The 21976-nt window shown below is 68.3% G+C and carries 22 protein-coding genes and 3 pseudogenes; 7 read left to right on the plus strand and 18 right to left on the minus strand.

Annotated features, from left to right (window positions below; genetic code table 11):
• Nucleotides 1-9: 9 nt before the first annotated feature.
• The 4 genes from Psi02_RS04215 to Psi02_RS04230 form a co-directional block, all read right to left on the minus strand.
• A complete protein-coding gene (locus Psi02_RS04215) occupies nucleotides 10-462 on the minus strand; it encodes an SRPBCC family protein (RefSeq protein ID WP_203972001.1) in 453 nt (150 codons plus the stop codon).
• On the minus strand, nucleotides 459-818 hold the full coding sequence (locus tag Psi02_RS04220; protein WP_203952619.1) for an ArsR/SmtB family transcription factor: 360 nt from the start codon (nucleotides 816-818) through the stop codon (nucleotides 459-461). Before Psi02_RS04220 ends, Psi02_RS04215 begins: the two co-directional genes overlap by 4 nt.
• An 80-nt stretch (nucleotides 819-898) precedes the next feature.
• Nucleotides 899-1324 (minus strand): hypothetical protein, encoded by a 426-nt coding sequence (locus Psi02_RS04225; protein ID WP_203972003.1) that lies wholly within the window; start codon nucleotides 1322-1324, stop codon nucleotides 899-901.
• A gap of 454 nt (nucleotides 1325-1778) precedes the next feature.
• On the minus strand, nucleotides 1779-2399 hold the full coding sequence (locus tag Psi02_RS04230) for a hypothetical protein (protein ID WP_203972005.1): 621 nt from the start codon (nucleotides 2397-2399) through the stop codon (nucleotides 1779-1781).
• Between the two features lie 300 nt (nucleotides 2400-2699).
• On the opposite strand from Psi02_RS04230, the gene Psi02_RS04235 reads away from it, so the two are divergent.
• Together Psi02_RS04235 and Psi02_RS04240 are read left to right on the plus strand one after the other, a co-directional pair.
• On the plus strand, nucleotides 2700-3683 hold the full coding sequence (locus tag Psi02_RS04235) for a sigma-70 family RNA polymerase sigma factor (RefSeq protein ID WP_203972321.1): 984 nt from the start codon (nucleotides 2700-2702) through the stop codon (nucleotides 3681-3683).
• A gap of 95 nt (nucleotides 3684-3778) precedes the next feature.
• The gene (locus Psi02_RS04240) at nucleotides 3779-4174 is read left to right on the plus strand and encodes a YybH family protein (RefSeq protein WP_203972007.1); all 396 of its coding nucleotides are present in this window, start codon (nucleotides 3779-3781) and stop codon (nucleotides 4172-4174) included.
• A gap of 62 nt (nucleotides 4175-4236) precedes the next feature.
• Here Psi02_RS04240 and Psi02_RS04245 read toward each other — a convergent pair whose 3' ends face one another.
• Nucleotides 4237-4962 (minus strand): SDR family oxidoreductase, encoded by a 726-nt coding sequence (locus Psi02_RS04245; protein ID WP_203972009.1) that lies wholly within the window; start codon nucleotides 4960-4962, stop codon nucleotides 4237-4239.
• On the opposite strand from Psi02_RS04245, the gene Psi02_RS04250 reads away from it, so the two are divergent.
• Nucleotides 4940-5440 carry a TetR/AcrR family transcriptional regulator gene (locus Psi02_RS04250; protein ID WP_203972011.1) on the plus strand — a complete coding sequence of 167 codons (501 nt, stop codon included), beginning with the start codon at nucleotides 4940-4942 and terminating at the stop codon, nucleotides 5438-5440. The two genes, Psi02_RS04245 and Psi02_RS04250, sit on opposite strands and share 23 nt — an antisense overlap.
• Before the next feature lie 39 nt (nucleotides 5441-5479).
• Here Psi02_RS04250 and Psi02_RS04255 read toward each other — a convergent pair whose 3' ends face one another.
• From Psi02_RS04255 to Psi02_RS04280, 6 genes are all read right to left on the minus strand, one after another.
• Complete coding sequence (locus Psi02_RS04255) at nucleotides 5480-6148, minus strand: response regulator (RefSeq protein WP_203972013.1); 669 nt, start codon at nucleotides 6146-6148, stop codon at nucleotides 5480-5482.
• On the minus strand, nucleotides 6145-7314 hold the full coding sequence (locus Psi02_RS04260) for a sensor histidine kinase (RefSeq protein WP_203972322.1): 1170 nt from the start codon (nucleotides 7312-7314) through the stop codon (nucleotides 6145-6147). Before Psi02_RS04260 ends, Psi02_RS04255 begins: the two co-directional genes overlap by 4 nt.
• 97 nt (nucleotides 7315-7411) lie before the next feature.
• Entirely contained in the window at nucleotides 7412-7996 is a 585-nt protein-coding gene (locus tag Psi02_RS04265; protein ID WP_203972015.1) for a hypothetical protein, read from the minus strand.
• A gap of 254 nt (nucleotides 7997-8250) precedes the next feature.
• A complete protein-coding gene (locus Psi02_RS04270) occupies nucleotides 8251-10425 on the minus strand; it encodes a transglycosylase domain-containing protein (RefSeq protein ID WP_308442201.1) in 2175 nt (724 codons plus the stop codon).
• A gap of 279 nt (nucleotides 10426-10704) precedes the next feature.
• Nucleotides 10705-11493 carry a helix-turn-helix transcriptional regulator gene (locus tag Psi02_RS04275; RefSeq protein ID WP_275415137.1) on the minus strand — a complete coding sequence of 263 codons (789 nt, stop codon included), beginning with the start codon at nucleotides 11491-11493 and terminating at the stop codon, nucleotides 10705-10707.
• 97 nt (nucleotides 11494-11590) lie between these two features.
• Complete coding sequence (locus Psi02_RS04280) at nucleotides 11591-12247, minus strand: DUF998 domain-containing protein (protein WP_203972021.1); 657 nt, start codon at nucleotides 12245-12247, stop codon at nucleotides 11591-11593.
• Nucleotides 12248-12391: 144 nt separating this feature from the next.
• Between Psi02_RS04280 and Psi02_RS04285 the strand changes: the two genes are divergently transcribed.
• From Psi02_RS04285 to Psi02_RS41040, 3 genes and pseudogenes are all read left to right on the plus strand, one after another.
• Complete coding sequence (locus Psi02_RS04285; RefSeq protein ID WP_203972023.1) at nucleotides 12392-12715, plus strand: YciI family protein; 324 nt, start codon at nucleotides 12392-12394, stop codon at nucleotides 12713-12715.
• Between the two features lie 12 nt (nucleotides 12716-12727).
• Nucleotides 12728-13936: pseudogene (locus Psi02_RS41035) on the plus strand (RNA polymerase sigma factor); the annotation flags it as partial.
• A 147-nt stretch (nucleotides 13937-14083) separates the two neighbouring features.
• Nucleotides 14084-14740: pseudogene (locus tag Psi02_RS41040) on the plus strand (site-specific integrase); the annotation flags it as partial.
• A 13-nt stretch (nucleotides 14741-14753) separates the two neighbouring features.
• Here Psi02_RS41040 and Psi02_RS04295 read toward each other — a convergent pair.
• From Psi02_RS04295 to Psi02_RS04315, 5 genes and pseudogenes are all read right to left on the minus strand, one after another.
• Nucleotides 14754-15983: a serine hydrolase domain-containing protein gene (locus Psi02_RS04295; RefSeq protein ID WP_203972025.1), complete on the minus strand. Its 1230-nt coding sequence runs from the start codon at nucleotides 15981-15983 to the stop codon at nucleotides 14754-14756.
• 104 nt (nucleotides 15984-16087) lie between these two features.
• A complete protein-coding gene (locus Psi02_RS04300; RefSeq protein WP_203972027.1) occupies nucleotides 16088-17191 on the minus strand; it encodes a Gfo/Idh/MocA family protein in 1104 nt (367 codons plus the stop codon).
• A 108-nt stretch (nucleotides 17192-17299) separates the two neighbouring features.
• Nucleotides 17300-17434: pseudogene (locus Psi02_RS04305) on the minus strand (zinc-binding dehydrogenase); the annotation flags it as partial.
• Between the two features lie 189 nt (nucleotides 17435-17623).
• Entirely contained in the window at nucleotides 17624-18205 is a 582-nt protein-coding gene (locus tag Psi02_RS04310) for a TetR/AcrR family transcriptional regulator (protein WP_203972031.1), read from the minus strand.
• Between the two features lie 53 nt (nucleotides 18206-18258).
• On the minus strand, nucleotides 18259-18780 hold the full coding sequence (locus Psi02_RS04315) for a winged helix-turn-helix transcriptional regulator (protein ID WP_203972033.1): 522 nt from the start codon (nucleotides 18778-18780) through the stop codon (nucleotides 18259-18261).
• 97 nt (nucleotides 18781-18877) lie between these two features.
• On the opposite strand from Psi02_RS04315, the gene Psi02_RS04320 reads away from it, so the two are divergent.
• Nucleotides 18878-19438 (plus strand): dihydrofolate reductase family protein, encoded by a 561-nt coding sequence (locus tag Psi02_RS04320; protein ID WP_203972035.1) that lies wholly within the window; start codon nucleotides 18878-18880, stop codon nucleotides 19436-19438.
• A 30-nt stretch (nucleotides 19439-19468) separates the two neighbouring features.
• Here the strand turns inward: Psi02_RS04320 and Psi02_RS04325 are convergent, their stop codons facing one another.
• Both Psi02_RS04325 and Psi02_RS04330 read right to left on the minus strand, forming a co-directional pair.
• Nucleotides 19469-20776 carry a YncE family protein gene (locus Psi02_RS04325; protein ID WP_203972037.1) on the minus strand — a complete coding sequence of 436 codons (1308 nt, stop codon included), beginning with the start codon at nucleotides 20774-20776 and terminating at the stop codon, nucleotides 19469-19471.
• A gap of 182 nt (nucleotides 20777-20958) precedes the next feature.
• Nucleotides 20959-21852 carry a helix-turn-helix transcriptional regulator gene (locus Psi02_RS04330; RefSeq protein ID WP_203972040.1) on the minus strand — a complete coding sequence of 298 codons (894 nt, stop codon included), beginning with the start codon at nucleotides 21850-21852 and terminating at the stop codon, nucleotides 20959-20961.
• Nucleotides 21853-21976: the final 124 nt, after the last annotated feature.

Here is a 21976-nt window from a genome sequence, read left to right on the forward strand (position 1 = left end):
TCGTGTTCCCTACTCTCGCTTGGCGTTCAGATGGGCCAGGTAGGCGTCGAGGCGGTCGAGGCTGGTGGTGAAGCCGGCCCTGGCCTGGGCGCTGAGGTAGGCGGCCGGCACGTTCGTCTGATGGGTGACCACTTCGGTCCGCCCGTCGTGCAGATCGACGAAGGTGACTGTGGTCCGCATGCCGCCTTCGACGTCGGCCTCGATCCACACCAGCAGTTCGGGACGGCGTACCTCGACGTAGACGGCCCGCATGGTGTGTGTGCTGCCGTCGGCATCGCTCACCATGGTGGTCTCGAAGACGCCGCCGGGCCGCAGATCGACGGTGATGCCGCCGATCGGCGTCGTCGTCCCGGCCGGCCCCCAGAAATGGGTGAGGTGCTCAGGCGTGGTCATGCAGTCGAACAGCACCTCGGGCGAGGCCTGGTGCACGCGCCGGTAGGTCAGCTCGCCGGTCTCGGTCATCGTGGCGTCTCCCCGTCCCGGCGCTGCGTGGCTTGCAGGGCGGCAAGATGCCGGTCGAGGCGGTCATGGCGGCCGGCCCAGATCCGCCGATGGCGCTCGATCCAGCCGGCGACCGCGTCGAGCCGCTCGGTGTCCAGGACGCACGGCCGCGACTGCGCGGTCCGGGTCCGTGAGATCAGGCGGGCACGTTCGAGCACCTTCAGGTGTTTGGAGACCGCCTGCTGCGTCATCGCGAACGGCTCGGCGATCTGGTTCACCGTCGCGTCGCCATGAGCCAGGCGCTCCAGGATCGCGCGCCTGGTGGGGTCGGCCAGCGCCGAGAACACCAGGCTCAATTCGTCTTCGATGACTGCCACGCCCCGACCCTACGCACAACCGTCAGTTTGCACAACCAATTGGTTGTGAGACGTAGCCTCGACGGCTCCCGCCTGATCTCTCAGCAGTGCACTTTCGCGCTCCAGGCGACGTAGACCCAGCCCGCGTCGGTCACGTTGACGTTGGTCGAGTAGAACGAGCCGATGTAAGCCCCGTACAGGACGGTGGATCCGACCTTGAGGTAGGCCACCGTAGACGACTCTTTCCAATACTCCGCGTACACGCCTGTGCCGACGGTGTTGCTTCCCCAGCAGGCGTACCAGGGCGCGAGGATATCTGTGTTGTACCGCCGGTAAAGAACGAGGTTTCCGTCCGACTGCATGATGAATTTGTAGAGCTTGTTCGGGCTCAGGATGTATTCGCCCTTGAGCAGATACGACGTGAATGAGGTGCCCACATACTGGTCCGCGTGTGCCGCGGGTGCGCCCACCATCAGCGCGGACAGGAGCCCCGCCGTCAGGAGCCCGCTCATCACGACTCGCCGCATGCGCCTTCCGGCGAGTGTTCTCAGAGTTGTCATGCCTGTCGTGGCCGCGGAATCTGACATCGCCGTCCCTCTTTCTGTCGGAGACGTGAGGGTGCCGTTAGAATATCCCGCTATATCCACATATAGGCATTAAATCTCTGGCCGGATGCGGCCATTTGACGGATCGATCGAGTCCTTGTCAATAATGATCGACAATGCTGTGTGATCTTCAAATGAAATCGCGCCGGTCAGGCTCCCGCAGCGGAGATTCCGCCGTCGACGGTGACGACGACTCCGCTGGTGTAGGCGGAGCGATCGGAGGCGAGGAAGGTTCCTGTGGCGCGGGCTTGGTCGGGCCCCACATGGACAGGCCGCGGAAGCGTTCGTCGGGTCCGCCCAGCAGCGGACCCGACGCCGGCAGGTGGGCGGCTTCGTGAAGCTCCGCGAGATGCGCCAGATGGGCGGACCCTTTCGATTACTGAATGCGGCGGCCCGTGATGGTGGCGCTGTAGGAGGACCAGTCGCAGCCCAAGCCGGCGAAGCCGCGGTAGCTGATCTTTCCGCGTATGGTCCCGTTCGAGTAGAAGGTATAGCTCCCCTTACCTGAGACGGGGTAGTAGATGCAGGCGAGCAGACCGTTGGAATCCGTGTGGTTGTTCACGAAGGTGGCCGAGAGCCTTGAGTCGGGCGTGAAGCTCACGGTGCCGCCGGAAACCTTGACATAGCCCATGTCGACTCGCGTCCGATAGCCGTAGCAAGCGGCGTTGCTGCCGAAGTGGATGGCACCGGTTTGCGGCCGGACGGAGGGGGTCCCTGAAATCAGACACACGTCGATCTTGTTGATCCCGTTCGTGGTCACGCGCGTACGAGTGGAGGCCAGCCGCACAACGCCGGTGCGCTTGAACGCGTGGCCGCCGGCCCGTCCAGTTATGGTGACCTTCCAGGTGGGAACCTTCTTCGCTTTCTTGACGATCGTGATGGGCGAGACCGGCTTGGCCTTGGCGGCGGCGTGCGCGGTGGTGGTGCCGCTTACCGTGACGACGGCCAGGGCTGCGAGGAACACGGAAATCGCACGCTTACGCATTAGCGCGGACATGGAAAACCCTTCCTTATCCGGTGTGGGGAGATTTCTGCGGACAGCTTAGGCGTGCGAAACGCCGCCAAACTCGTATTTTTCCGGTTTCTCTCGCGTTCCGCTTAATACTTGGTTAACTGCGATCTTTCGCGAGCTCCGATTTGTCGCCGGCCGGCTACTTCGGGCCACCATGAACTGGAAGGACATGATGGGCGACAGAAGTCAAGAAGCGCATTCCCGCAACTCCCGTTCTGCGTGTATCGGATTGGCGAAGGGGGCATCGTGGCCGACCGGGATTCAGCCAAGAGGCCGGCAGGCGACGTGCTCGCGAGAGCTCAGGCAGGTGATGGGGATGCCTTCGCGGCCTTGGTCGAGCCGTTACGGGACGAGCTGACCGCGTACTGCTACCGAATGCTCGGGTCCTTCGATGACGCGGAGGACGCCGTACAGGAGACCCTGACCCGAGCGTGGCGGAGTCTGGCGCGGTTCGAGGACCGGGGCTCGTTCCGGGCGTGGCTCTACAAGATCGCCACCAATCGGTGTCTGACACTCCTCGGCAAGGGAGGTCGTCGTCGTGAACTCCCGACGGATCTCACCCCCGGCGGGGCGGCGCCGGCCGAGGTCCTGTGGCTCGGGCCGTATCCGGACCACCGGATGCGGTTCACCGCCGGCCTGGATCCGGAGGCGCGCAGCCTCACCTGGGAGAGCATGGAAATCGCGTTCGTCGCCGCACTCCAGCACCTCCCCGCGCGACAGCGCGCGGTGCTCCTTCTCCGCGATGTCCTCGAGTATTCGGCCGGCGAGACGGCGAAACTCCTGAACACCACGGTCCCTGCGGTCAACGCCGCCCTGCAGCGGGCTCGCAGGACCCGCGACGAACACCTTTCGCGTGCCGGGCGAGGTACGGCAGGGCCAGGCGCCGATGAGATCGGCGTCCGCGACATCGCTCGCCGATACGCCGCCGCCTGGGAGGCCGGCGACGTCGACGCCATCGTGGCCATGGTGACCGACGACGTGAGGTATTCGATGCCGCCGGTCCCGGCCGTGTACGTCGGACGCGAGAGCGTCCGTGAGTTCCTGAGCGAGGGTCCGCTGACCAGACGTTGGCGTTTCCTCCCGGCCCGGGCCAATGGCGGGCTCGCGTTCGGCACCTACATGTGGGACGACCGCGAGTCGGCGTATCTCGCGGCCGGCCTCGACCTCGTCATCCTGAAGGCCGGCGAGGTCGCCGAGGTGATCTCGTTCCTGGACGCCGGCTTCCCGACGTTCGGCCTGCCCGGACGTCTACCGCATCCCGACCGATGAGTTCCGCTCGTCGCCGGGGTTGTAGTTCCTGACGGAGATGCTCCGCAGCGGTGCCATCGGCACCGGCGGACCTCCTCGAAGAGGCAGGAGCCACCATGGATGACGAGCAGCAGATCCGCGAACTGGTCGAACGCTGGGCGGTCGCGGTCCACGCCGGCGACCTCGACACGGTCCTCGCCGACCACTCGCGGGAAATCGTGATGTTCGACGTGCCGCCGCCCTATCAGGGCGTTCGCGGCATCGACGCCTACCGGGACACCTGGCCGCCGTTCTTCGAGTGGCAGTCGCACGGCGCCTTGTTCGAGATCACGTCCCTGGAGATCACGGCTGGGGCCGACGTCGCCTACGCCTGCGCGTTGCTGCGCTGCGGGATGCCCCGGGATCTGGCCGCCGATCCTGAGAATCGGCTCCGCCTCACCCTCGGGCTGGTCAAGGAGGAGGGCCGCTGGGTCGTCCGCCACGAACACCACTCGTTCCCCGTCACCGTTTGAGGACGAGATCGCAATAGGCACGCGAGGCGATTCGCGGGATCCGTCAGCGCGTCTCCTTTCCCTCACCCCTGAGCGGTGGGACGTACGACGACCTCGCTCACGTCGACGTCGGCCGGCTGCTCGATCGCGAAAGCGATAGCGCGGGCGATCGCGTCCGGCGGCATCGCGAAGGTGTCACGGGATTCTTCGAGTCGGGCTTTCACCTCCGGATTCATCACAGATTCCGCGAAGTCCGTCCGGGTGAAGCCCGGCGAGACGATCGTCACGCGCAGCTTGTCGCCTGCCTCCTGGCGCAATCCCTCGGAGACGGCGCGGACGGCGAACTTCGTGCCGGCGTAGACCGACTGGTTCGGGACCACGCGATGTGCCGCCGTGGAAGCGATGTTGACGAAGTGCCCCGAACCCTGCCGGCGGAAGACGGGCAGTGCCGCCGCGATGCCGTACAGGACGCCTTTGAGGTTGACGTCGATCATCTGCTCCCAGTCCTCGACGCGGAGGTCGTCGAGGGGGGAGACCGGCATCACTCCGGCATTGTTGACGAGGACGTCGAGCGTGCCGTACCGCTCGCACGCCAACTCCACGAGACCGGCCACATCGTCGCGCACTCGCACGTCCGTGCCGACACAGACGGCTTCACCGCCCGCGTTCTCGATGCGGGCCGTCAGAGCCTTGAGGCGATTCGAGCGGCGGGCTCCGAGAACGACCTTCGCACCGCGCTCGGCGAGCAGAAGCGCGGTGGCCTCACCGATTCCACTGCTCGCACCCGTGATTGCGACGACCCGGCGCACGGGGGTGAGCGCGGCGGCGCCCTATCGCCATTTCCCCACACGTCAGGCGCTGTTGAAGGCCACCGCCATCCGCGCGGCCGAACTCCTCGCCGCCGAGTTGCGAGACGCCCTCGCGCGTGACACGAGCGGCGACCCGTGTGAGGCGCTCGCCGTCACCGCCGGCGTCTATGTGCGGTTCGTCGCACGCCATCACGCCGGATTCGACCTCATCTTCGCCGACCAGTTGCAGCATCTCGGCGATCCCGACCTCGACGCGGCAGGCCGGGCGGTCATGGACATCCTGATGCCCCTCGCCATGGACGTCACCCGTGACGCACAGGCTGCGATCACCCTTCTCGAGAAGCACGTCGCCGCCGCCCACGGCTACGCCGTCCTCCATCTGAGCGGCTTCCTGCGGCGGCGCACCACCGAGGTCGACGACTTCGCCGCCGGTGCGGCCGAAGTCAGCCGCACCCTCGCCGTGGCCGAGCGGCGATGAGGGCCTGGCCGCGAGGCGGGATGACCCCGGTGAACGCGGCTACTCCGATCGGCCGGGGACCGTGAGCCCGGTTTCGTAGGCCGCGATCACCGCCTGGACCCGATCGCGCAGCCCGAGTTTGGTGAGGACGTTGCTGACGTGCGACTTCACCGTGTGCTCGCTGAGCACCATGGCCACGGCGATCTCCGCGTTGGACAACCCGCGCGCGATCATCTGGAGCGTCTCCTGCTCGCGGCTCGTGAGCGCGGCGAGCCGTTCCGAAGGCGGCACGGCGGAGCGGGTGACCGCTCTGGAGGTGAACTCGGCGATCAGCTTTCTGGTGACCGAGGGCGCGAGGAGCGACTCTCCGGCCGCGACCACCCGCACCGCGTGCACGAGATCGTCGCGACGGACGTCCTTGAGCAGGAACCCGCTCGCGCCCGCCCGCAACGCGTCATAGACGTAGTCGTCCAGGTCGAACGTGGTCAGCATGAGCACCCGGCAGCCGGTCTCGGCGCACACGATGTCGGCGGCCTCGATGCCGTCCATCGTGGGCATGCGGATGTCGAGGAGGAGCACGTCCGGCCGGTGTTCACGGACCGCCGCGACGGCCTCGGCCCCGTCGCCCGCCTCGGCGACGACCTCGATGTCGGGCTGGGCGTCGAGGATCATGCTGAACCCGGCACGCACCAGTTCCTGGTCGTCGGCGACCACGATTCTCACGGTCATGCCCGCACCGATTCCGCCAGCGGGAGCCGTACGAGCACCTGGAAGCCCGGACCGTCGGTGCGGGGGCCCGTGGTCGCGGAGCCGCCGAGGGCGGCGGCGCGTTCGTGGATGCCGATCAGGCCGTTCCCGCCTGAGGGGAAGGAGGCCCCGGAACCGCGGCCGTCATCGGTGATGCTGATCATGAGTGTGTCGTCCTGCCAGATGAGTCGGATGTCGGCACGGGCGGCACCCGCGTGCTTGACGATGTTCGTGAGGGCTTCCTGGGCGATCCGGTAGGCCGCGACCTCGATGTCGGGCAGCAGCGACCTGGGCTCACCCGACGTGGAGAACCCCACGTCGAGTCCGGTGTCGGCGACCTGGCCCGACAGCCCGGCCAGGTCGCCGAGGGTCGGCTGCGGCGTCCGCGGGCCCGCGTCCTCCTTGAGCGCGCTCAGCATGCGGCGGAGTTGGACCATGGCGTCGCGTCCCGCGGAGGCGATCGCGTCGAACGCGGCCTCGGCGCGGGCCGGGTTGCTCCTGACCACGACGGGACCGGCCTCGGCCTGCACCACCATGAGGCTGACCGCGTGCGCGAGGATGTCGTGCATGTCCCGGGCGATCCGGGCCCGCTCACGCTCGGCGGCCCGTTCGGCCTCGGCCTGGCGCTCGTGTTCCAGTTGGACGGCCCGCTCCTCCAGAGCGGCGGCGTACGCGCGGGAGGCCGCGGAGGCACGGCCGATCGCGTACGCGGCGACGAACAGCACGATGCCGCGCAGCGCGGTGTCGGAGGAGCCGACCAGGAGCACGCCGCCGACGATGGTGACGACGAGCATGCCCACGCGGCGCAGGGGCGGCGAGTAGGCGGCGACCGTGTAGATCGCGATGAGCCCGCCGTACCAGATCGGTTGTGCGGCGACCTGGTCCGCGAGGTCGTAGAGGGAGGTCGCGATGACGCTGACCAGCAGCACGGTCACAGGAGCCCGGCGTCTCCACACGAGTGGTACGGCGGAGGCGATCACGACCACGTACCCCCACCAGTCCCATGGGCCGCCGTTGGGATTCTCGCGGGACAGGAGCGGCCACATCTGCACGATCAGCACGAGCGCGGCGAGGGCCGTGTCCAGCCAGAGAGCCGGGAGGGAACGCAACCGGCTCTGAACCGGGGCGAGAAACGGCAAAGCGGACACGAGGTTCAATCTTGCCTCCTCTTTCGGGCCTTCCAGTACGGCGAAGCCGGAAAACGCCGATCGGCGGCCCGGGTGGGGGCCGCCGTTCCGCGTCGTGTCACGCGGCGACGGGCAGGGGCTCGGCGGTACGGGAGGCCAGACCGGCGAGCGGGATGAAGGAGATGAGCAGGAAGAGGGCCCCGAGCGGCATGAGGTCCTTGTCGAGGTTCGGCACGACGCAGTCGAGCAGGACCAGGACGGGCGTCCAGGCCTTGACCCGACGCTGGACGGCGAGCTGGGCGACGATCGCGAACTGGCCGACGAAGAAGAGGAGCGGAACGACGGTGTAGACCACGAACAGGACGCCGGGGACGGCCTGGATCCGGTCGAAGTGGACGCCCATGGCGGCGTGGTCGGCGGAGAGGAAGCCGACCACCATGTCGATGGAGAACTGTGCGACGAGCGACACGATGCCGATGATCCCGATCGTGGCGCTCACTGTGGACAAGGTGTTCCGTCCCGCCATCCGGCGCATCTGCAGGAATGTCAGGACGAACATGGCCAGGGCCGCGATGAAGGCGAGGTGACCGGTGGTCCAGGCGAGGCCGGGACCCCTCTCACCATCGAACCCATCGAAGATCCGGATCACTCCGTAGGCCATGGTGAGCAGGGGGGCTGCGACGAACGCGATGCGGGGGTTCATTCGGGGGACTCCTCAGCGGTTTGGTTACGTCAATGCTGGATTTCTCCAGCCCGAAAGACATCGCCGAGGAGAGCCATCTCGCCGCTCCCTCTCAGGAGGGGGTCGGCCCCCTCTCATGAGGGGGTCCGGCCCTCGCCGGAGAGGTCCGGCTCCCCCGCGCCGGTGATGCCCCATCCACGACTGAGGGCGGGCGTCGCCGACGCCCGCCCTCAAATCACCGCTCTTTCAGAGCTCTGTCGCGGTCCTCCGTCGTGTCACTGACCGGTGCCGGTGCCGGTGCCGGTGCCTGTGCCTGTGCCGCCGTTACCTGGACCGCCGTTACCTGGACCGCCGTTGCCCGGACCGCCGTTGCCGGGGCCGCCCGGACCGCCGGGGCCGCCGGGGCCGCCGTTCGGCGGCTCGTCGATGTGGGGAGCGCATCCGGTGCCACAGCCGCCGAAGCGTGCGGTGTTCACCGGGGTGAAGTTCGTCGCCTCGGTGCCCTTCAGGGCGTCGATCATCGTGTCCTTCCAGATGCGGCCGGAGACGTCCGCCCCGAAGATGACGCTGTAGTACCTGCCGCCGATGGTCACGTTGTTCAGCTTGTGGGTGGCCGCTCCGCGAGGGTCGCCCAGGCTGACAGCGCCGGCCAGGTCGGGGGTGAAGCCGGCGAACCACGCGGTCGAGGAGTCGTCGCTCGTGCCGGTCTTGCCCGCCGCGTCACGGCCGATTCCGCCGACGGCGCTCATGGTGCCCTGAGGGCCGAAGACTCCCGTCAGGATGTTCGCGGCCGCGTCCGCGACCTCCGGGTCCAAAGCCTGCTTGCACTTCGGCTTGTACGTGGTGGTCTTGCCGTTGCGGTCGGTGATCGCGGTGACGGCCTGGGGCGGGCAGTACATTCCCCGCGCACCGATGGCGGCGTACGCGGTGGCGAGGGTCACCGGGTCCATCTCGTTGATGCCGAGTGTGAAGGTCTCGTACTCCTGCAGTGGTTGTCCGTCGGCGCGCTTGATGCCCAGCGACTTGGCCGTCTTGACCACGTCGCACAGGCCGACCTTCTGCTCCAGCGAGACGAAGAAGGTGTTGACCGACTGCCAGGTTCCGGTCTGCAGGGTCTTGAACCCGCCCGACCCCTCGTCGTTGGTGACGGTGTGGGTCGGGTCGCCGATGCTCTCGCCCTTGCAGTTCTTGAAGGCCGCATAGCCGGGCGCGGTGTAACCCGCGGGGCTCTGGATGCCGTCATTGAGCTTCCAGCCCTGCTTGAGGGCGGTGAGCAGCGTGAAGACCTTGAAGGTCGAGCCGGCCTGGAAGCCCGTGCCGCCGCCGTGGGCGACGTTGGCCACCACGTTGTAGGAGATCTGCTTCTTGCGTTTGTTGGTGCCGTACTTCCGGCTGGCCGCCATGGCCTTGATCTTGCCGGTTCCCGGCTCGACGAGGGCTTCGGACGCGACCGGGTTGTCGGTGGCGTAGACGCGGTCCTTGATGGCCTTGTCGGCCGACGCCTGCATCTTCGGGTCGAGCGTGGTCTTGATGGTCAGGCCGCCGCGCTTGAGGAACTGGTCGCGGGCGTCCGCCGTCTTGCCGAAGGCGCTGAACGCGGGGTTGGTGAGGATGTCGGCGCGCACGTACATGCAGAAGTAGGGGTACTTGCTGGACTCGCATCCGCCGGGGAGGGGGGTGTCCTTGTACCCCAGCGGCTTCTTCTTGGCCGCCGCGGCCTGCTCCGGTGTGATCTTCTTGAGCTCCGCCATCCGGTCGAGCACGGTGTTGCGCCGCGCCAGCAGCCGGTCCTGGCTCTTCTTCCCGGCCGAGGGGTCGGTGCTGTTGGGCTGCTGTACGGCTCCCGCCAGCGTCGCCGCCTGGGTCAGGGTCAGCCGGGACGCCGACACCCCGAAGAACCGCTTGGCCGCGGCCTCGATCCCGTTGGCCCCCGCGCCGAAGTAGGCGATGTTCAGGTACTTCTCGAGGATCTGGTCCTTGGTGTACTTCCGCTCCAGGCCCATCGCGTACCGAAGCTCGCTGAGCTTGCGCCCGTAGCTCGGCTGCAGGGCCTGCTCCTGCTCTTCCTTGGTCGTGGCCTTGTTGAGCAGCACCTGCTTGACGTACTGCTGGGTGATGCTGGAGCCCCCCTGGCTCACCCCACCCGCGATCAGGTTCTTGGACAGGGCGCGGACCGTGCCCTCGAGGTCGATCGGCCCGTGCTGGTAGAAGCGGTAGTCCTCGATCGAGATGATCGCCGTCTTCATCACGTCGGCCACATGGTCGAGCGAGACGCTCACCCGGTACTGGTCGTAGAACTGGGCGATCTGGCGGCCGTTCGCGTCCACCACGGTCGACTTCTCAGGCAACGGGGGTTCGACGAGGTCGGCCGGATTGATGTCCAGGTCGTTCGACGCGGTGACGATCCCGACGCCGATGCCCCCGATCGCCGGCAACGAGATCCCCGCCACCAGGGCGCCCCCGGCTACACCGAGCGCCAGGAGCAGTGCGAGGCCTCGACCAATCCTTGTCCGAAATATCCCCCGTGTTGGCATACAACTCAGGTTATTAGGCTAAAGGGACTTGTGTGGCTGCCATGGAACGGAACGTATGGGCCAATCCGGGCGACCTATAGATCGACTTCCGGGCCGGCCCCAGTCACTCGTCCGGTACCGGACCGACAGCCGCCTCCGTAGCTCTCCTGTCCTGAGCACCCCCGCTGACACGGATCGGGAGTCCGTGGACGCGAGTCACTCCTCGTCCGCGGCGAGGATGCTCAGCAGGGACAGAGCCTCCTCGGCTGAGCTGCCGGGGTCGGCGTGGCAGACGAAGAGCAGCACACCGGGAGCGCTCTGAACGGACAGCGTGTCGTGCCGGAGATTCATCGAGCCGAGCTCGCGATGGTGCATGTGTTTGTACTCGTCGGCGTGAATGTCCCGGTGAGACCACATCCGGCGGAAATCCGTGCTTTCCGAGGAGAGCTCGTCGACCAGGTCGCGCAGGGCGGGGGTGTCGTCGTCGGCTTCGGCGGCGGCGGCGCGGAGGTGGGCCACCTTCGAGCGGGCTTCCCGCTCCCAGTTGGGAAAGAACTCGTGGGCGCCGGGGGCGAGGAACGCGTGGCGCATCAGGTTGTCGGTGTGATCCATGCCTTTGAACAGCACGCGCGCCATGCGGTTGGCGGCGAGCACGTCCAGCCGGTGGTTCACGGCGAACACCGGAGCGTGGTACCAGTTCTCCACGGTCTTCTGCAGATTCCGGGAGATCTGGTTCCGCTCCGACTGGTGCGCGAGCCGGTACAGGTGATCGGCGGATTCGGTGTCGAGGTCGTAGACGCGTGCCAGGGCACTGAGGACGTGATCGGGCGGATGGGATTCCTGCCCCTGCTCCAGCCGGGTGTAGTAGGCCGGACTGATGCCTGCCATGATGGCCACCTCTTCGCGTCGCAATCCCGGCAGTTGCCGGTGGCCACGCAGCCGCATCAGTGTGTCCATGGGGGCCGTGTTGCGAAGGGCGCGAAGCAAGTCAGCTAGTACTTCCACTCCGTCACGTTATGGCGTATCCGGCCTGCTTACGAGGGGTGTGTCACACCCAGGATGGGAGGCCGGCCCGTCGGTTCACGACGTGCCGCTACCACCATCAGAGGCCGCGGCGGCACCGGACCGCGACCACGGAGATCCAGAGCATCGCGGTGATGGCGCCGACCGCCAGGGTCAGGGACCCGGCCTCGCCTCCGCCCATCGCCCAGCCGTCGCCGATCAGAAGGGCGGTGCCGGCGACGCGGGAGGCGATGGCGTGGCCGCGGTTCCCCGCGCGGCTGAAGTGACGGCCCAGGACGTAGCAGGCGGCGATCAGGGCGGTGAAGGCGACCGACCCGGCGGCCATGTGGCCGTAGCTGTGCCAGGTGAGCGGCTCGGTCATCCCACGGGGAGTGCCGACGGGGAAGCCGTCGGACGGATCCATGACGAAGACTCCCGCGGCGATCATGCCGAGGCCGTTGACCCGGATCAGCCATGGCGCCCATGTGCCCCCGGGGGTGCCGCGCAGGGCCCGGCGCAGGCCGGTCGCCCCGGCGAGTGTCAGGACGCCGGCGAGCAGGAAGTTGGCGATCTGCAGCCAGCCGAGGGCGCCGTTGCTCAGCATGCTCAGCGGGTGGCGGGTCAGGTCGAAGCCCTCGCGGGTGGCTGCGTGGGCCAGGGAGACGGCCGCCCACACGGGCGCCGCGACGGCCGCGCAGGTGAGCAGGGAGCGGGTGGAGGCCGATGTGGACAGGGTGGGGGTATGGACGGCGGTCATGGTCGACGCCTTTCTCGGGACTCGTTGTGTGCGGTTCTCACTCCCGCGTCGATCCGGCGATGTGACAGGGAACGCCGTCATTCCCTGTCGTATGGTTCGTTCGACGTAGTGGCGGAACAGCCGAAGAGAGAAGGAGACAGATCCATGCGCTACCTGATGATCAGCAAGGACTCCGGCGCCGCCCCCGACGAGAGGCTGTACGTCGAGATGGGCAAGTTCGTCGAGGAGTTGACCGCCGCGGGCGTCCTGCTGGCCACCGGCGGCCTCGAGGCGGGCGGTGTCCGCGTGACGTCCTCCGGCGAGGAGATCACGGTGACGGACGGGCCGTTCGCCGAGGCCAAGGAGGCCGTGGCCGGCTTCGCGCTGGTCGAGGTCCGCTCCAAGGAGGAGGCGATCGAGCTGACCCGTCGCTTCCGCAAGATCGTCGGTGACGGCGAGAGCGTGATCCAGCAGGTCTTCGGCCCCTGAGGTGCTGTCATCGTGCCTGTGACGGACGCCCATCGCACGATCGATGCGGTCTGGAAATTCGAGTCGGCCAGGATCATCGCCGGGCTCACACGGATGGTGCACGACGTCGGCCTCGCCGAGGAGCTGGCCCAGGACGCGCTCGTCTCCGCGCTCGAGCAGTGGCCGGAGTCGGGAGTCCCGGACAACCCCGGGGCCTGGCTGACGGCCGTCGCCAAGCGCCGTGCCATCGATCACATCCGGCGGTCCCAGCGCCTCGAACGCAGGCACGAGCAGCTCACCCACGAGCTGGATCAGCCGCAGGACCCTGAGCGTGACGACGTCCTGCGGCTGATGTTCGTCTCGTGCCATCCCGTGCTGCCGACCGACGCGAGGGTTGCGCTGACGCTCCGGCTCCTCGGCGGTCTGACGGCTGAGGAGATCGCGCGGGCGTTCCTCGTCAACGAGCCGAGGATCGCCCGGCGCATCGCCGGGGCGAAGCGGACCCTCGCCGAGGAACAGGTGCCGTTCGAGCTGCCCGACGAGTCAGAGCTGCCCGGTCTGCTGTCGTCGGTGCTCGAGGTCATCTACCTGATCTTCAACGAGGGCTATTCGGCGACGTCAGGGGACGATCTGATGCGGCCGGGGCTCTGTCTCGAAGCGCTGCGGCTCGGCCGGCTGCTGGCGGAGCTCGCACCGTACGAGGCCGAGGTGCACGGGCTGGTCGCCCTGATGGAGATACAGGCGTCCCGCTCGGCGGCGCGGACCGGGCCGACGGGTGAGCCCGTCCAGTTGCACGAGCAGAATCGGGGCCGATGGGATCCGCTGCTCATCCGCCGCGGTTTCACCGCGATGTTGCGGGCGCGGGAGGTCGGCGGCACGCCCGGCCCGTATGTGCTGCAGGCGGCGATCGCCGTGTGTCACGCGCAGGCACGGACTCCTGAGGACACCGACTGGACGCAGATCGCGGCCCTGTACGCGGCGCTCGCCCGCCTGCTGCCGACGCCGATCGTTCAGCTGAACAGGGCCGTCGCGCTCGGGATGGCGCACGGTCCGCAGGCAGGGCTCGACCTGGTGGACTCCCTGATCGACGACCCCGCGTTGCGGGACTACCACCTTCTCCCGAGTGTCAGGGGTGATCTCCTGGCCAGGCTCGGACGGTACGACGAGGCGCGCCTGGAATTCGAGCGGGCGGCCTCCCTCGCCAGGAATGTCGCCGAGCGTGCCTTTCTGCGGCGTCGCGCGGACGAGCTCGTCGTCACCCCCGCGTCGGATGGCACTCCCGCGTCGGATGGCACTCCCGTGTCGGGTGTCGCCCTCGCGTCGGGTGTCACTCTCGCGGAGGCCGCGCAGGATTTCCTGGGACGCGGCGATCTGGATCCCGAGACGATCCGCTCGTACGGTCAGACGCTGCGACGCCTGCGCCTGACCTTGGGGGATCGGATGCCGCTGGACTCTCTGACCGCCGACCAGGTGGCCCGGGTGTTCGCGACGGCCTGGGGTGAGGCCGCGGCCACGACGTGGAATCGGCATCGGTCGGCCGTCAGGTCGTTCGGCGCCTGGGCGTCCCTGGACGATCTCGCCGGGGGCCTCGACCGGCGCGCCGAGACCCGTCCCCGGACGGAGACGATCAGCGCGGCACAGCTTGACGTGCTCTGGAGCCGTCCCGGCCTGCCGCTGCGCGAGCGGACCCTGTGGCGGCTCCTGCACGAGTCGGCGGCGGGGGTGACGGCGGCCCTGTCCCTGAACGTCGAGGACCTGGACCTGGAGGATCGGCGGGCCCGGGCGGACGGCACCTGGGTGAGCTGGCGTTCCGAGACCGCCAGGCTTCTCCCCCATCTGGTGGCCGGTCGAACCCGGGGCCCGTTGTTCCTCGCGGAGCGGCGGCCGGGACCGTCCCGGATGCCGGCGGCGGCCGACCTGTGCCCGCAGACGGGTCGCGGCCGACTGTCGTACGCGCGCGCCGAGTACCTCTTCAAGCAGGCCACCAAGCCACTGGACCCGGCGGGTGACGGCTACACCCTCCGGCGACTCAAGCCCCGGGACTGATCGACGAGCGGCGTCAGTCGACGAGCGCCTGATAGACCAACTGCCGCAACTGCGTGCGTATCGGGTGGGTGTTCGACGGGGTGAGCTGGGTGAGGAAGACGACCGTCACCTGCTCGGCCGGGTCCACCCAGAACGTCGTGCTCGCCGCGCCGCCCCAGTTGTACTCACCCTCCGAGGCCAGGGCCTTGTGCTTCGCGGCGTCCTGCACCACCGCGAAGCCGAGCCCGAAGCCGACCCCGGCATAGGGAACCTCGGCGAACACCGGCCGGCCGAATTCCTCGAGGTCGGCGCCGCCGGGCAGGTGGTTGCGGGTCATGTAGGCGACCGTGCGCGGGCTGAGCAGGCGGACGCCGTCGAGCTCGCCGCCGCGCAGCAACATCTGGGTGAACCGGTGATAGTCGGCGGCACTGGAGATCAGCCCGCCGCCGCCCGACAGCGCCTTCGGCTGCCGGTGCGCGGTGTCGCCCATGTCGAGCAGGGTCGCGCGGCCGTCCGGGCCGGCGGTGTAGAGCGAGGCCATCCGATCGGCCCGGTCGGCGTCGATGGCGAATCCGGTGTCGGTCATCCCCAGCGGGCCGAAGATCCGCTCGGCGAAGAAGGAGTCCAACGACTGCCCCGACACCACCTCGACCACCCGGCCGAGCACGTCGGTCGCGACGGAGTAGTTCCACTGCGAGCCGGGCTCGAAGAGCAGAGGCAGCGCGGCCCAGCGGTCGACGACCTCGGCGAGGTCGAGGTCCCGCGGCATGCCGCGGTTGAAGCCGGCGTTGCGGTAGATCTCGTCGACGACGCTGACGTGCTGAAAGCCGTAGACCAGGCCTGCGGTGTGGGTGAGGAGGTGCCAGAGCCGTATCGGCTCGGCGGCGGGCCGGGTGACCGGCTTGACCGCCATGCCCTTCTCATAGACCCGCATGTCGCTAAACGAGGGGATGAACCGGCTGATCGGGTCGGTCAGCTCGAGTGCCCCCTGCTCGTAGAGCATCATGGCCGCGACCGACGTGATCGGCTTCGACATCGAATAGATCCGGAAGAGGGTGTCGGTCTCGACCGGCGCCCCGGACGCCATGTCACGTGCTCCGTACGTCGACAGATGCGCGATCTCGCCGCGCCGGCTGACCAGCGCCAGCCAGCCGGGGAGCCTTCCGTCGTCGACGTAGGACGCGAAATGCGTGTCGATACGGCGCAGCCGGTCGCGGTCGAAGCCGACCTCCTCCGGATCGCAGGTGATTTTCAGCTCGCCCATGCCGCTTCCTCGCAGTCGGAGACGGAAAATAGAACATGATTCTAGTCATCGGAATCGATTTCTGCGAGAGAGTGGCCTGTCTCCGTCGGGACGGATCGGGTGACTCAGGCCGGCGACTGGACGGACCCGGTCCGGGACGCCCGCTCGATCGCGTCGACGAGCCGGTGCCGTTCAAGGGCGTAGTCGAAGCCGGGGACGGTGTCGGTGCCTTCGCGCAGATCCCTGGCGAGGAACGCGTAGGTCTGCGCCACGTTCTGCGGGAGTGCGGGCAGAGTGCGCGGGACCGGATCGAAGTAGTGAGGCGGCACGGCGATCTCGGCGACGCCGGTGTCGCCGCCCCGGCCGCCTTCCAGGTTCAAGTCCGCCACCTGAAGGTTCCCGTTGACGCCCGGCGCGGTCAGCACGAGGTCGCCCTCTGTGCCGTTGATCTCCCAGCGCAGGTTGTCGCCACGGGAGAAGGCGCCGCGGTAGAAGAAGGAGACGGCCGCGCCGCTGTCCAGTGTCCCCGTGACGGACACCTGGTCGGCCGTCGTCATCGGGATCGAGATCCCCTCGTCGACCACTCGTACTTCCTTGCGGCCGTTGACGAGGTTGGCCGAGACGCCGGCGAAGTCCCCCAGCGTGAAGTTCACCGCCTCGAGGGCGTGCAGGCCCGCTGCGGTCAGGAGTGTCGCGCCGTTGGCGGCGTCGAAGATGTAGGCGTGGGCGCGGTCGGTCTCCGGCCCCCAGGAGAGCCCCGACCCGATCAGCGTCGTGCCGAGCACCCGGCCGACGTAGCCGTTCGCGACCAGGTCGCGGACGTAACGGACCACCGGGGAGAAGCGGGCCTGCAGTCCGATCACCGTGCGCACGCCCGCGGCCCGGGCGCGCTCGGTCAGATCGGCCGCCTCGCGGAGATTCACGCCCAGCGGCCATTCGCTGTAGACCATCTTTCCGGCATCCAGCGCCGCCGAGACGAGCGCGTGGTGGTGGGTCACCTTCACCGCCACCACGACCAGGTCGACACCCGGATGGGCGATCAGGTCCCTGTGGTCGTCGTAGGCCGCCGGGACGTCGAACTCCTTCGCGGCCAGGTCGGCGGATTCCCGGCGCGAGGTGCTGATCGCGCGCAGTTCGTACTCCGGCAACGTCTTCAGCGCGGGAACGTGGCTGATGGACGCCCATCCGCCCGTGCTCGCGCCGATGACGCCGACGCCGATCTTCTTCATGTGTTTCCCCCATGGTGGAACCGGCCGCGGGGGCGGTCCGGATGTTGTGGATGTGTGCTGAAACGTGCCGAAAGAACGGGGACGCTTCGGTATGGCCGGCGAGTGGCCTCAGAACTCGATGACCAGCCGTCCCCGGACGCCGCCGGCCTCAAGAAGGCGGTGGGCCTCGGATGCCCGCTCGGGTGCGAACGTGGCTGCGACCCGCAAGGTCACCGCGTCGGCATCGGCCAGACGTCGCAATTGATCAAGCTTGTCCTCCCACCGCCTTCATGACCGCTCCGAGATCCGGCGCTCGGCCCGGCGGTCCGGGTGCTCACACATCGGGAAGGCCTCCTTCGACAGGTCGATCCGCAGCCGGGTCAATCTCGTTCACTCCTTCGCGGTCATCTAAAAAATCTTGAATGATCGTTACATATTCAGGGCCTGAAAAACTCAGTCGAGGCAGCCCAGGGCCACCTCCGCGATGTTCGTCAGGGTTCCCCTGTCGGTGTTGATCGCGCCCATGACACGCAGCCCGTGGATGGTCGTCAGAAGGAATCGCGCCAGGTCCCCCGGGGCGCGGGTGCTCGTCAGCCGGCCGCTCGCCCGACCCTTGGCGATCACTTCGGTCAGCGCGTTCTCCAGCGACGAGGTCGTCGCCCGCACTCGCCCCGCGACCTCGGGATCGTGCGGTAGCCGCTCCGTCGTGGCGCTGACGATGAGGCAGGACTGGCGGGTGCCGTCACGCACGATCTCGTCCACCACGCCGAGCAGCACGGAGCGAATCAGCTCGCGTGCCGGCGCCCCGCTGTCGAGGAGCTCGATCAGCGGGACCGCGTACTGCTCGCGGTAGCGGTCCATGACCGCCAGGTACAGGCCCTCCTTGCTGCCGAACGCCGCGTACAACGAGCCGCGCCCGATTCCCGTGGCGTCGACCAGGTCTTGCACCGAGGTCCCTTCGTATCCCTTGCGGCGGAAGGCGGACATCGCCGCCTCCAGCGCGGCCTCGGTGTCGAACTCCCTGACTCGTGCCATGAGAGGGACGCTATGGCTATCTGGAACGTACGGTCAAGTTTTCGTGGCGATGCTCACAGGGCTGACGATCCGGCGCCGCCGCCCGCTACGACGGCGAGGTAGGCCTCCTGGAGGAACTGGCGAACCGTCCTGCCGTCGGGCGCCGGGCCGGTCGGGATGCCGAGGTGCTCCTCGCGGAGTTCGGCCATGAAGCGGTCCCAGAGTTCGGGGCCGCCCTCCCCCAGTACGCGCGCCCGGATCGACAGTTCCTCGGTGACCGGCAGCCACCTGCTGCCCCAGGTGCCCAGCGCCGCCATGATCGGCACGAGTTCGATCGACGGCTCGGTCAGGCTGTAGATCGCCTTCTGCTTGTGGGCCGGATTGTCCCGCTTGGTGAGCATGCCCAGGTCGACCAGCCTCTTCAGCCGGTTGGCGAGGATGTTGGAGGCGATCCCCTCCTGTGATCCGTTCAGTATTTCGCGGAAGTGCCGCCGCCCGCCGAAGATCATGTCGCGGAGGATGAGGAGGCTCCACTTGTCGCCGAAGACCTCGAGCGACAGGTTGATGGGACACCCTGAGCGGTGGGCCTTGGTCATCGAACGCTCCGGACAACTGGTTGCAATAGAGGAGCAGTTTACCTATGCTCTGCGGCTGATAGCAAAATGCAATCAGTCGGCGTAAAGGGAGGCCATCATGGCCAAGCTGATCTACGCGGCGATCACGTCGCTCGACGGCTACGTGGCGGACGAGAACGGCAAGTTCGACTGGGCGGAGCCCGACGAGGAGGTGCACGCCTTCGTCAACGACCTCGAGCGGCCGATCGGCACCTATCTCTACGGGCGCCGCATGTACGAGGTGATGGCCGGCTGGGAGACCATGCACACCCTCCCCGGTCAGTCACCCGTCACGCTGGACTTCGCCGCGATATGGCAGTCGGCCGACAAGATCGTCTACTCCACGACGCTGGAAACGGTGTCGAGTGCCAGGACGCGGATCGAGCGGGTCTTCGACGCCGAGGCGGTCCGTCGGATGAAGGCGTCAGCGGAGCGGGACCTCAGCGTCGGCGGTCCCGGCCTCGCCGCCGAGGCGATCAGGGCCGGACTGGTCGACGAGTGCCACCTGTTCCTGTCGCCCATCATCGTGGGAGGCGGAAACCCGGCCCTCCCCGGTGACGTCCGCGTGAAGCTCGAACTGCTGGACGAACGCCGTTTCGGCAACGGCGTGGTCCACCTCCACTACCGCACCAGGGCGTAGGACGAGCCCCGGCGGAACCCTCGGGAGCCGTCAGGAAGGCGTCCTCGTGGTCAGACGAAGGCGGCGGACCTTCGGGGGCCTCGTGGGCGCGCGGTGATCGAGATGGCGCTTCTTCACCTGCTGGACGAAGGTGTGGACGTCGCGCACCTTCTGCCGGACTCCGGCGTCGCCGGTCGTGGCGACCATCCCGGTGAGGTTCTCGTTCTCGCTGCTGACGACGCCGCCGGACTCCTGCCTGGCCGGGGTGGATGACGGCGCCGACGGACCGCCTGTCTCCATCCGCGCGATGTCCACATCGGTCGGCCGGCTGCCCACGTCGCCGGTGTCGGCGACCGTGCCGACGGCGGTCGAGATCATCGACGTCGTGTCGGCGAAGGTGTCGGCGACGTACACGCGCGAGCCGTCGGGAGTGATCGCCAGGCCGTTCGGACCGGAGTCGACGGGAGCGGGACCACTGAGGGGGATCGTGTCGACGACCGTGTTGGAAGAAGTCGAGATCACCGACACGGCGTCGGAGAACATGTCGGCGACGTAGACCCGCGATCCGTCCGGGCCGACCACGGCGTCCGCCGGGGCGGCACCGACGGTCACGGTGTCGACGACCGAGTTCGACGTCGTCGAGATCACCGACACGGTGGTCGTGCCGAAGTTGGTCGAGTAGACGTACCGGCCATCCGGGGTGATCGTGATCCCCGACGGATAGGCCCCGACGGGGATGGTGGCGACGGTGATGCGGGTGGCGGTGTCGATCACCGAGACGGTGCCGGCGAGCCCGGCGAAGAAGTCGGTCACGTAGGCGTAGCGGCCGTCCGGGGTGAACGCCACCTCGACCGGGCCGTCGCCGGCGGCCACGGTGTCCACGACCGCGTCGGTGGCGGTGTCGATCACGGTCACGGTGTCGGAGCCGGAGTCGGCCACGTACAGGAACCTGCCGTCTGGGGTGGCGGTGGCGTCGGCCGGCCGGGTTCCGGCGTCGACGGTCCCGATGACGGTGTTCGTCGCGGTCGAGATCACCGACACGTCGTCCGAGCCGAAGTTGATCGCGTAGACGCGCGAGCCGTCGGGCAGCGCCGCGATCCCGTTCGGTCTGTCGCCGACGGGGACCGTCGCCACGACGGTCTCGTCCGCCGTGTCGATCACCGACACGGAGTCGGCGTCGAGATTGCTGACGTAGGCGAACTGCCGAACGGTCGTCACGGCCTGGGCGGCCGATGTGGGGGAGAAGCCGGCCATGAGGATCACGGCGGTCAGTACGCCCGCAAGCCGGGGAAGCCGGCTGCCACACCGGCGGTCCCTCCGGCCGGCACGGATGTAATTCCCTGCGCGTGATCTGCTCATCGGGGGAATTCAAGCAGCTCAGTGCCTCGTTCCGGCCTCGGTGAATCGCATGTCGGCTATGGGTTGAGACAAGCGTTCGGCAACCTTTCCCCATGGCGGCGATCTCGTGGGGGATCGATGCGGCGTGCCGTCCGCCCTCGCCCCGGCGGTCGGCCCGCGAGGCGCCCGCTGTCGAGCGGCGGTCAGCCCGTGGAGGCCGGACCCGGCAGGCGCACGGCGGCGGGCTCGCTGGACCAGCTGGCCAGCAGGCGCAGGGCATGCTCGGACGGGGAGCCGGGTTCGGCGGTGTGTATCCCGAGAACCTGGTCGGGATCGCCGTCAGAGCTGAAGGTCTCGTAGCTCAGGGTGAGGCCGCCGACCACGGGATGGTGGTAGTCCTTGGCTCCGTAGGTGCGGCGGTGGACGTCGTGGTCGGCCCACCAGCGGCGGAAGTCCTTGTCGTGGAGGGAGAGCTCGCCGATGAGCTCGGCGAGGCGGGTGTCGTCGGGCTGGCGTCCGGCGTAGAGATGCAGACTGGCGACGGTGCTGCGAGCGGCCGACTCCCAGTCGACGTACAGCGAGCGGGCGGCCTCGTCGAGGAACATGAATCGGATCATGTTCCGCTCCCGGTGCGGAAGGGCTTCGAAGTCGGTGTACAAGGCCCGGGCCATCCTGTTGGCTGCCAGGACGTCCATGCGGCGGCCCAGGATCAGCGCCGGGGTGTCGCTCAGGAGGTCGAGCACGCGGTACAGCCCCGGCCGTACCCGCTGCGGCGGCATCGGGCGGCTCCGCCTGCGGGTGGGCCGGGCCACGTCGAAGAGGTGACTGCGTTCCGTGTCGTCCAGGCGCAGCGCCCGGGCGAGGGCGTCCAGCACGGTCTCGGAGACGTTGACGTGGCGGCCGCGCTCCAGGCGCACGTAGTAGTCCACGCTCACTCCGGCGAGCTGGGCGACCTCCTCCCTGCGCAGCCCCGGCACCCGGCGGGCGCCCGGCTGCGCCGACAGCCCTGCTTCCTCGGGGGTGATCCGGGCCCGGCGTGAGCGCAGGAACTCCCGGAGTTCCGTGTTGCCCCCGGCGCCGGAGGAGGGATCGGTCATGGCATTCAGCGTATGACCGGGGTGAAGGGGCGGCGAGGTCCGTGGGGGGGTCTGCTGGACCCCCGGTAGGCCGGGCCCCGGGTGGAGGCGGGCCTCCCTCGCGGAGTCGGCGGGGCCCGCGCCG

This window comes from Planotetraspora silvatica (assembly GCF_016863315.1).
Lineage (GTDB): Bacteria > Actinomycetota > Actinomycetes > Streptosporangiales > Streptosporangiaceae > Planotetraspora > Planotetraspora silvatica.

Bases quoted from the DNA above. Each gene is read 5' to 3' on its own strand.
- Psi02_RS04215 (WP_203972001.1), bottom strand. From the start codon at position 462: ATGACCGAGACCGGCGAGCTGACCTACCGGCGCGTGCACCAGGCCTCG.
- Psi02_RS04285 (WP_203972023.1), top strand. From the start codon at position 12,392: ATGCGCTACCTGATGATCAGCAAGGACTCCGGCGCCGCCCCCGACGAG.
- Psi02_RS04295 (WP_203972025.1), bottom strand. From the start codon at position 15,983: ATGGGCGAGCTGAAAATCACCTGCGATCCGGAGGAGGTCGGCTTCGAC.
- Psi02_RS04280 (WP_203972021.1), bottom strand. From the start codon at position 12,247: ATGACCGCCGTCCATACCCCCACCCTGTCCACATCGGCCTCCACCCGC.
- Psi02_RS04225 (WP_203972003.1), bottom strand. From the start codon at position 1,324: ATGCGGCGAGTCGTGATGAGCGGGCTCCTGACGGCGGGGCTCCTGTCC.
- Psi02_RS04310 (WP_203972031.1), bottom strand. From the start codon at position 18,205: ATGGCACGAGTCAGGGAGTTCGACACCGAGGCCGCGCTGGAGGCGGCG.
- Psi02_RS04240 (WP_203972007.1), top strand. From the start codon at position 3,779: ATGGATGACGAGCAGCAGATCCGCGAACTGGTCGAACGCTGGGCGGTC.
- Psi02_RS04265 (WP_203972015.1), bottom strand. From the start codon at position 7,996: ATGAACCCCCGCATCGCGTTCGTCGCAGCCCCCCTGCTCACCATGGCC.
- Psi02_RS04330 (WP_203972040.1), bottom strand. From the start codon at position 21,852: ATGACCGATCCCTCCTCCGGCGCCGGGGGCAACACGGAACTCCGGGAG.
- Psi02_RS04300 (WP_203972027.1), bottom strand. From the start codon at position 17,191: ATGAAGAAGATCGGCGTCGGCGTCATCGGCGCGAGCACGGGCGGATGG.
- Psi02_RS04315 (WP_203972033.1), bottom strand. From the start codon at position 18,780: ATGACCAAGGCCCACCGCTCAGGGTGTCCCATCAACCTGTCGCTCGAG.
- Psi02_RS04255 (WP_203972013.1), bottom strand. From the start codon at position 6,148: ATGACCGTGAGAATCGTGGTCGCCGACGACCAGGAACTGGTGCGTGCC.
- Psi02_RS04320 (WP_203972035.1), top strand. From the start codon at position 18,878: ATGGCCAAGCTGATCTACGCGGCGATCACGTCGCTCGACGGCTACGTG.
- Psi02_RS04230 (WP_203972005.1), bottom strand. From the start codon at position 2,399: ATGTCCGCGCTAATGCGTAAGCGTGCGATTTCCGTGTTCCTCGCAGCC.
- Psi02_RS04325 (WP_203972037.1), bottom strand. From the start codon at position 20,776: ATGAGCAGATCACGCGCAGGGAATTACATCCGTGCCGGCCGGAGGGAC.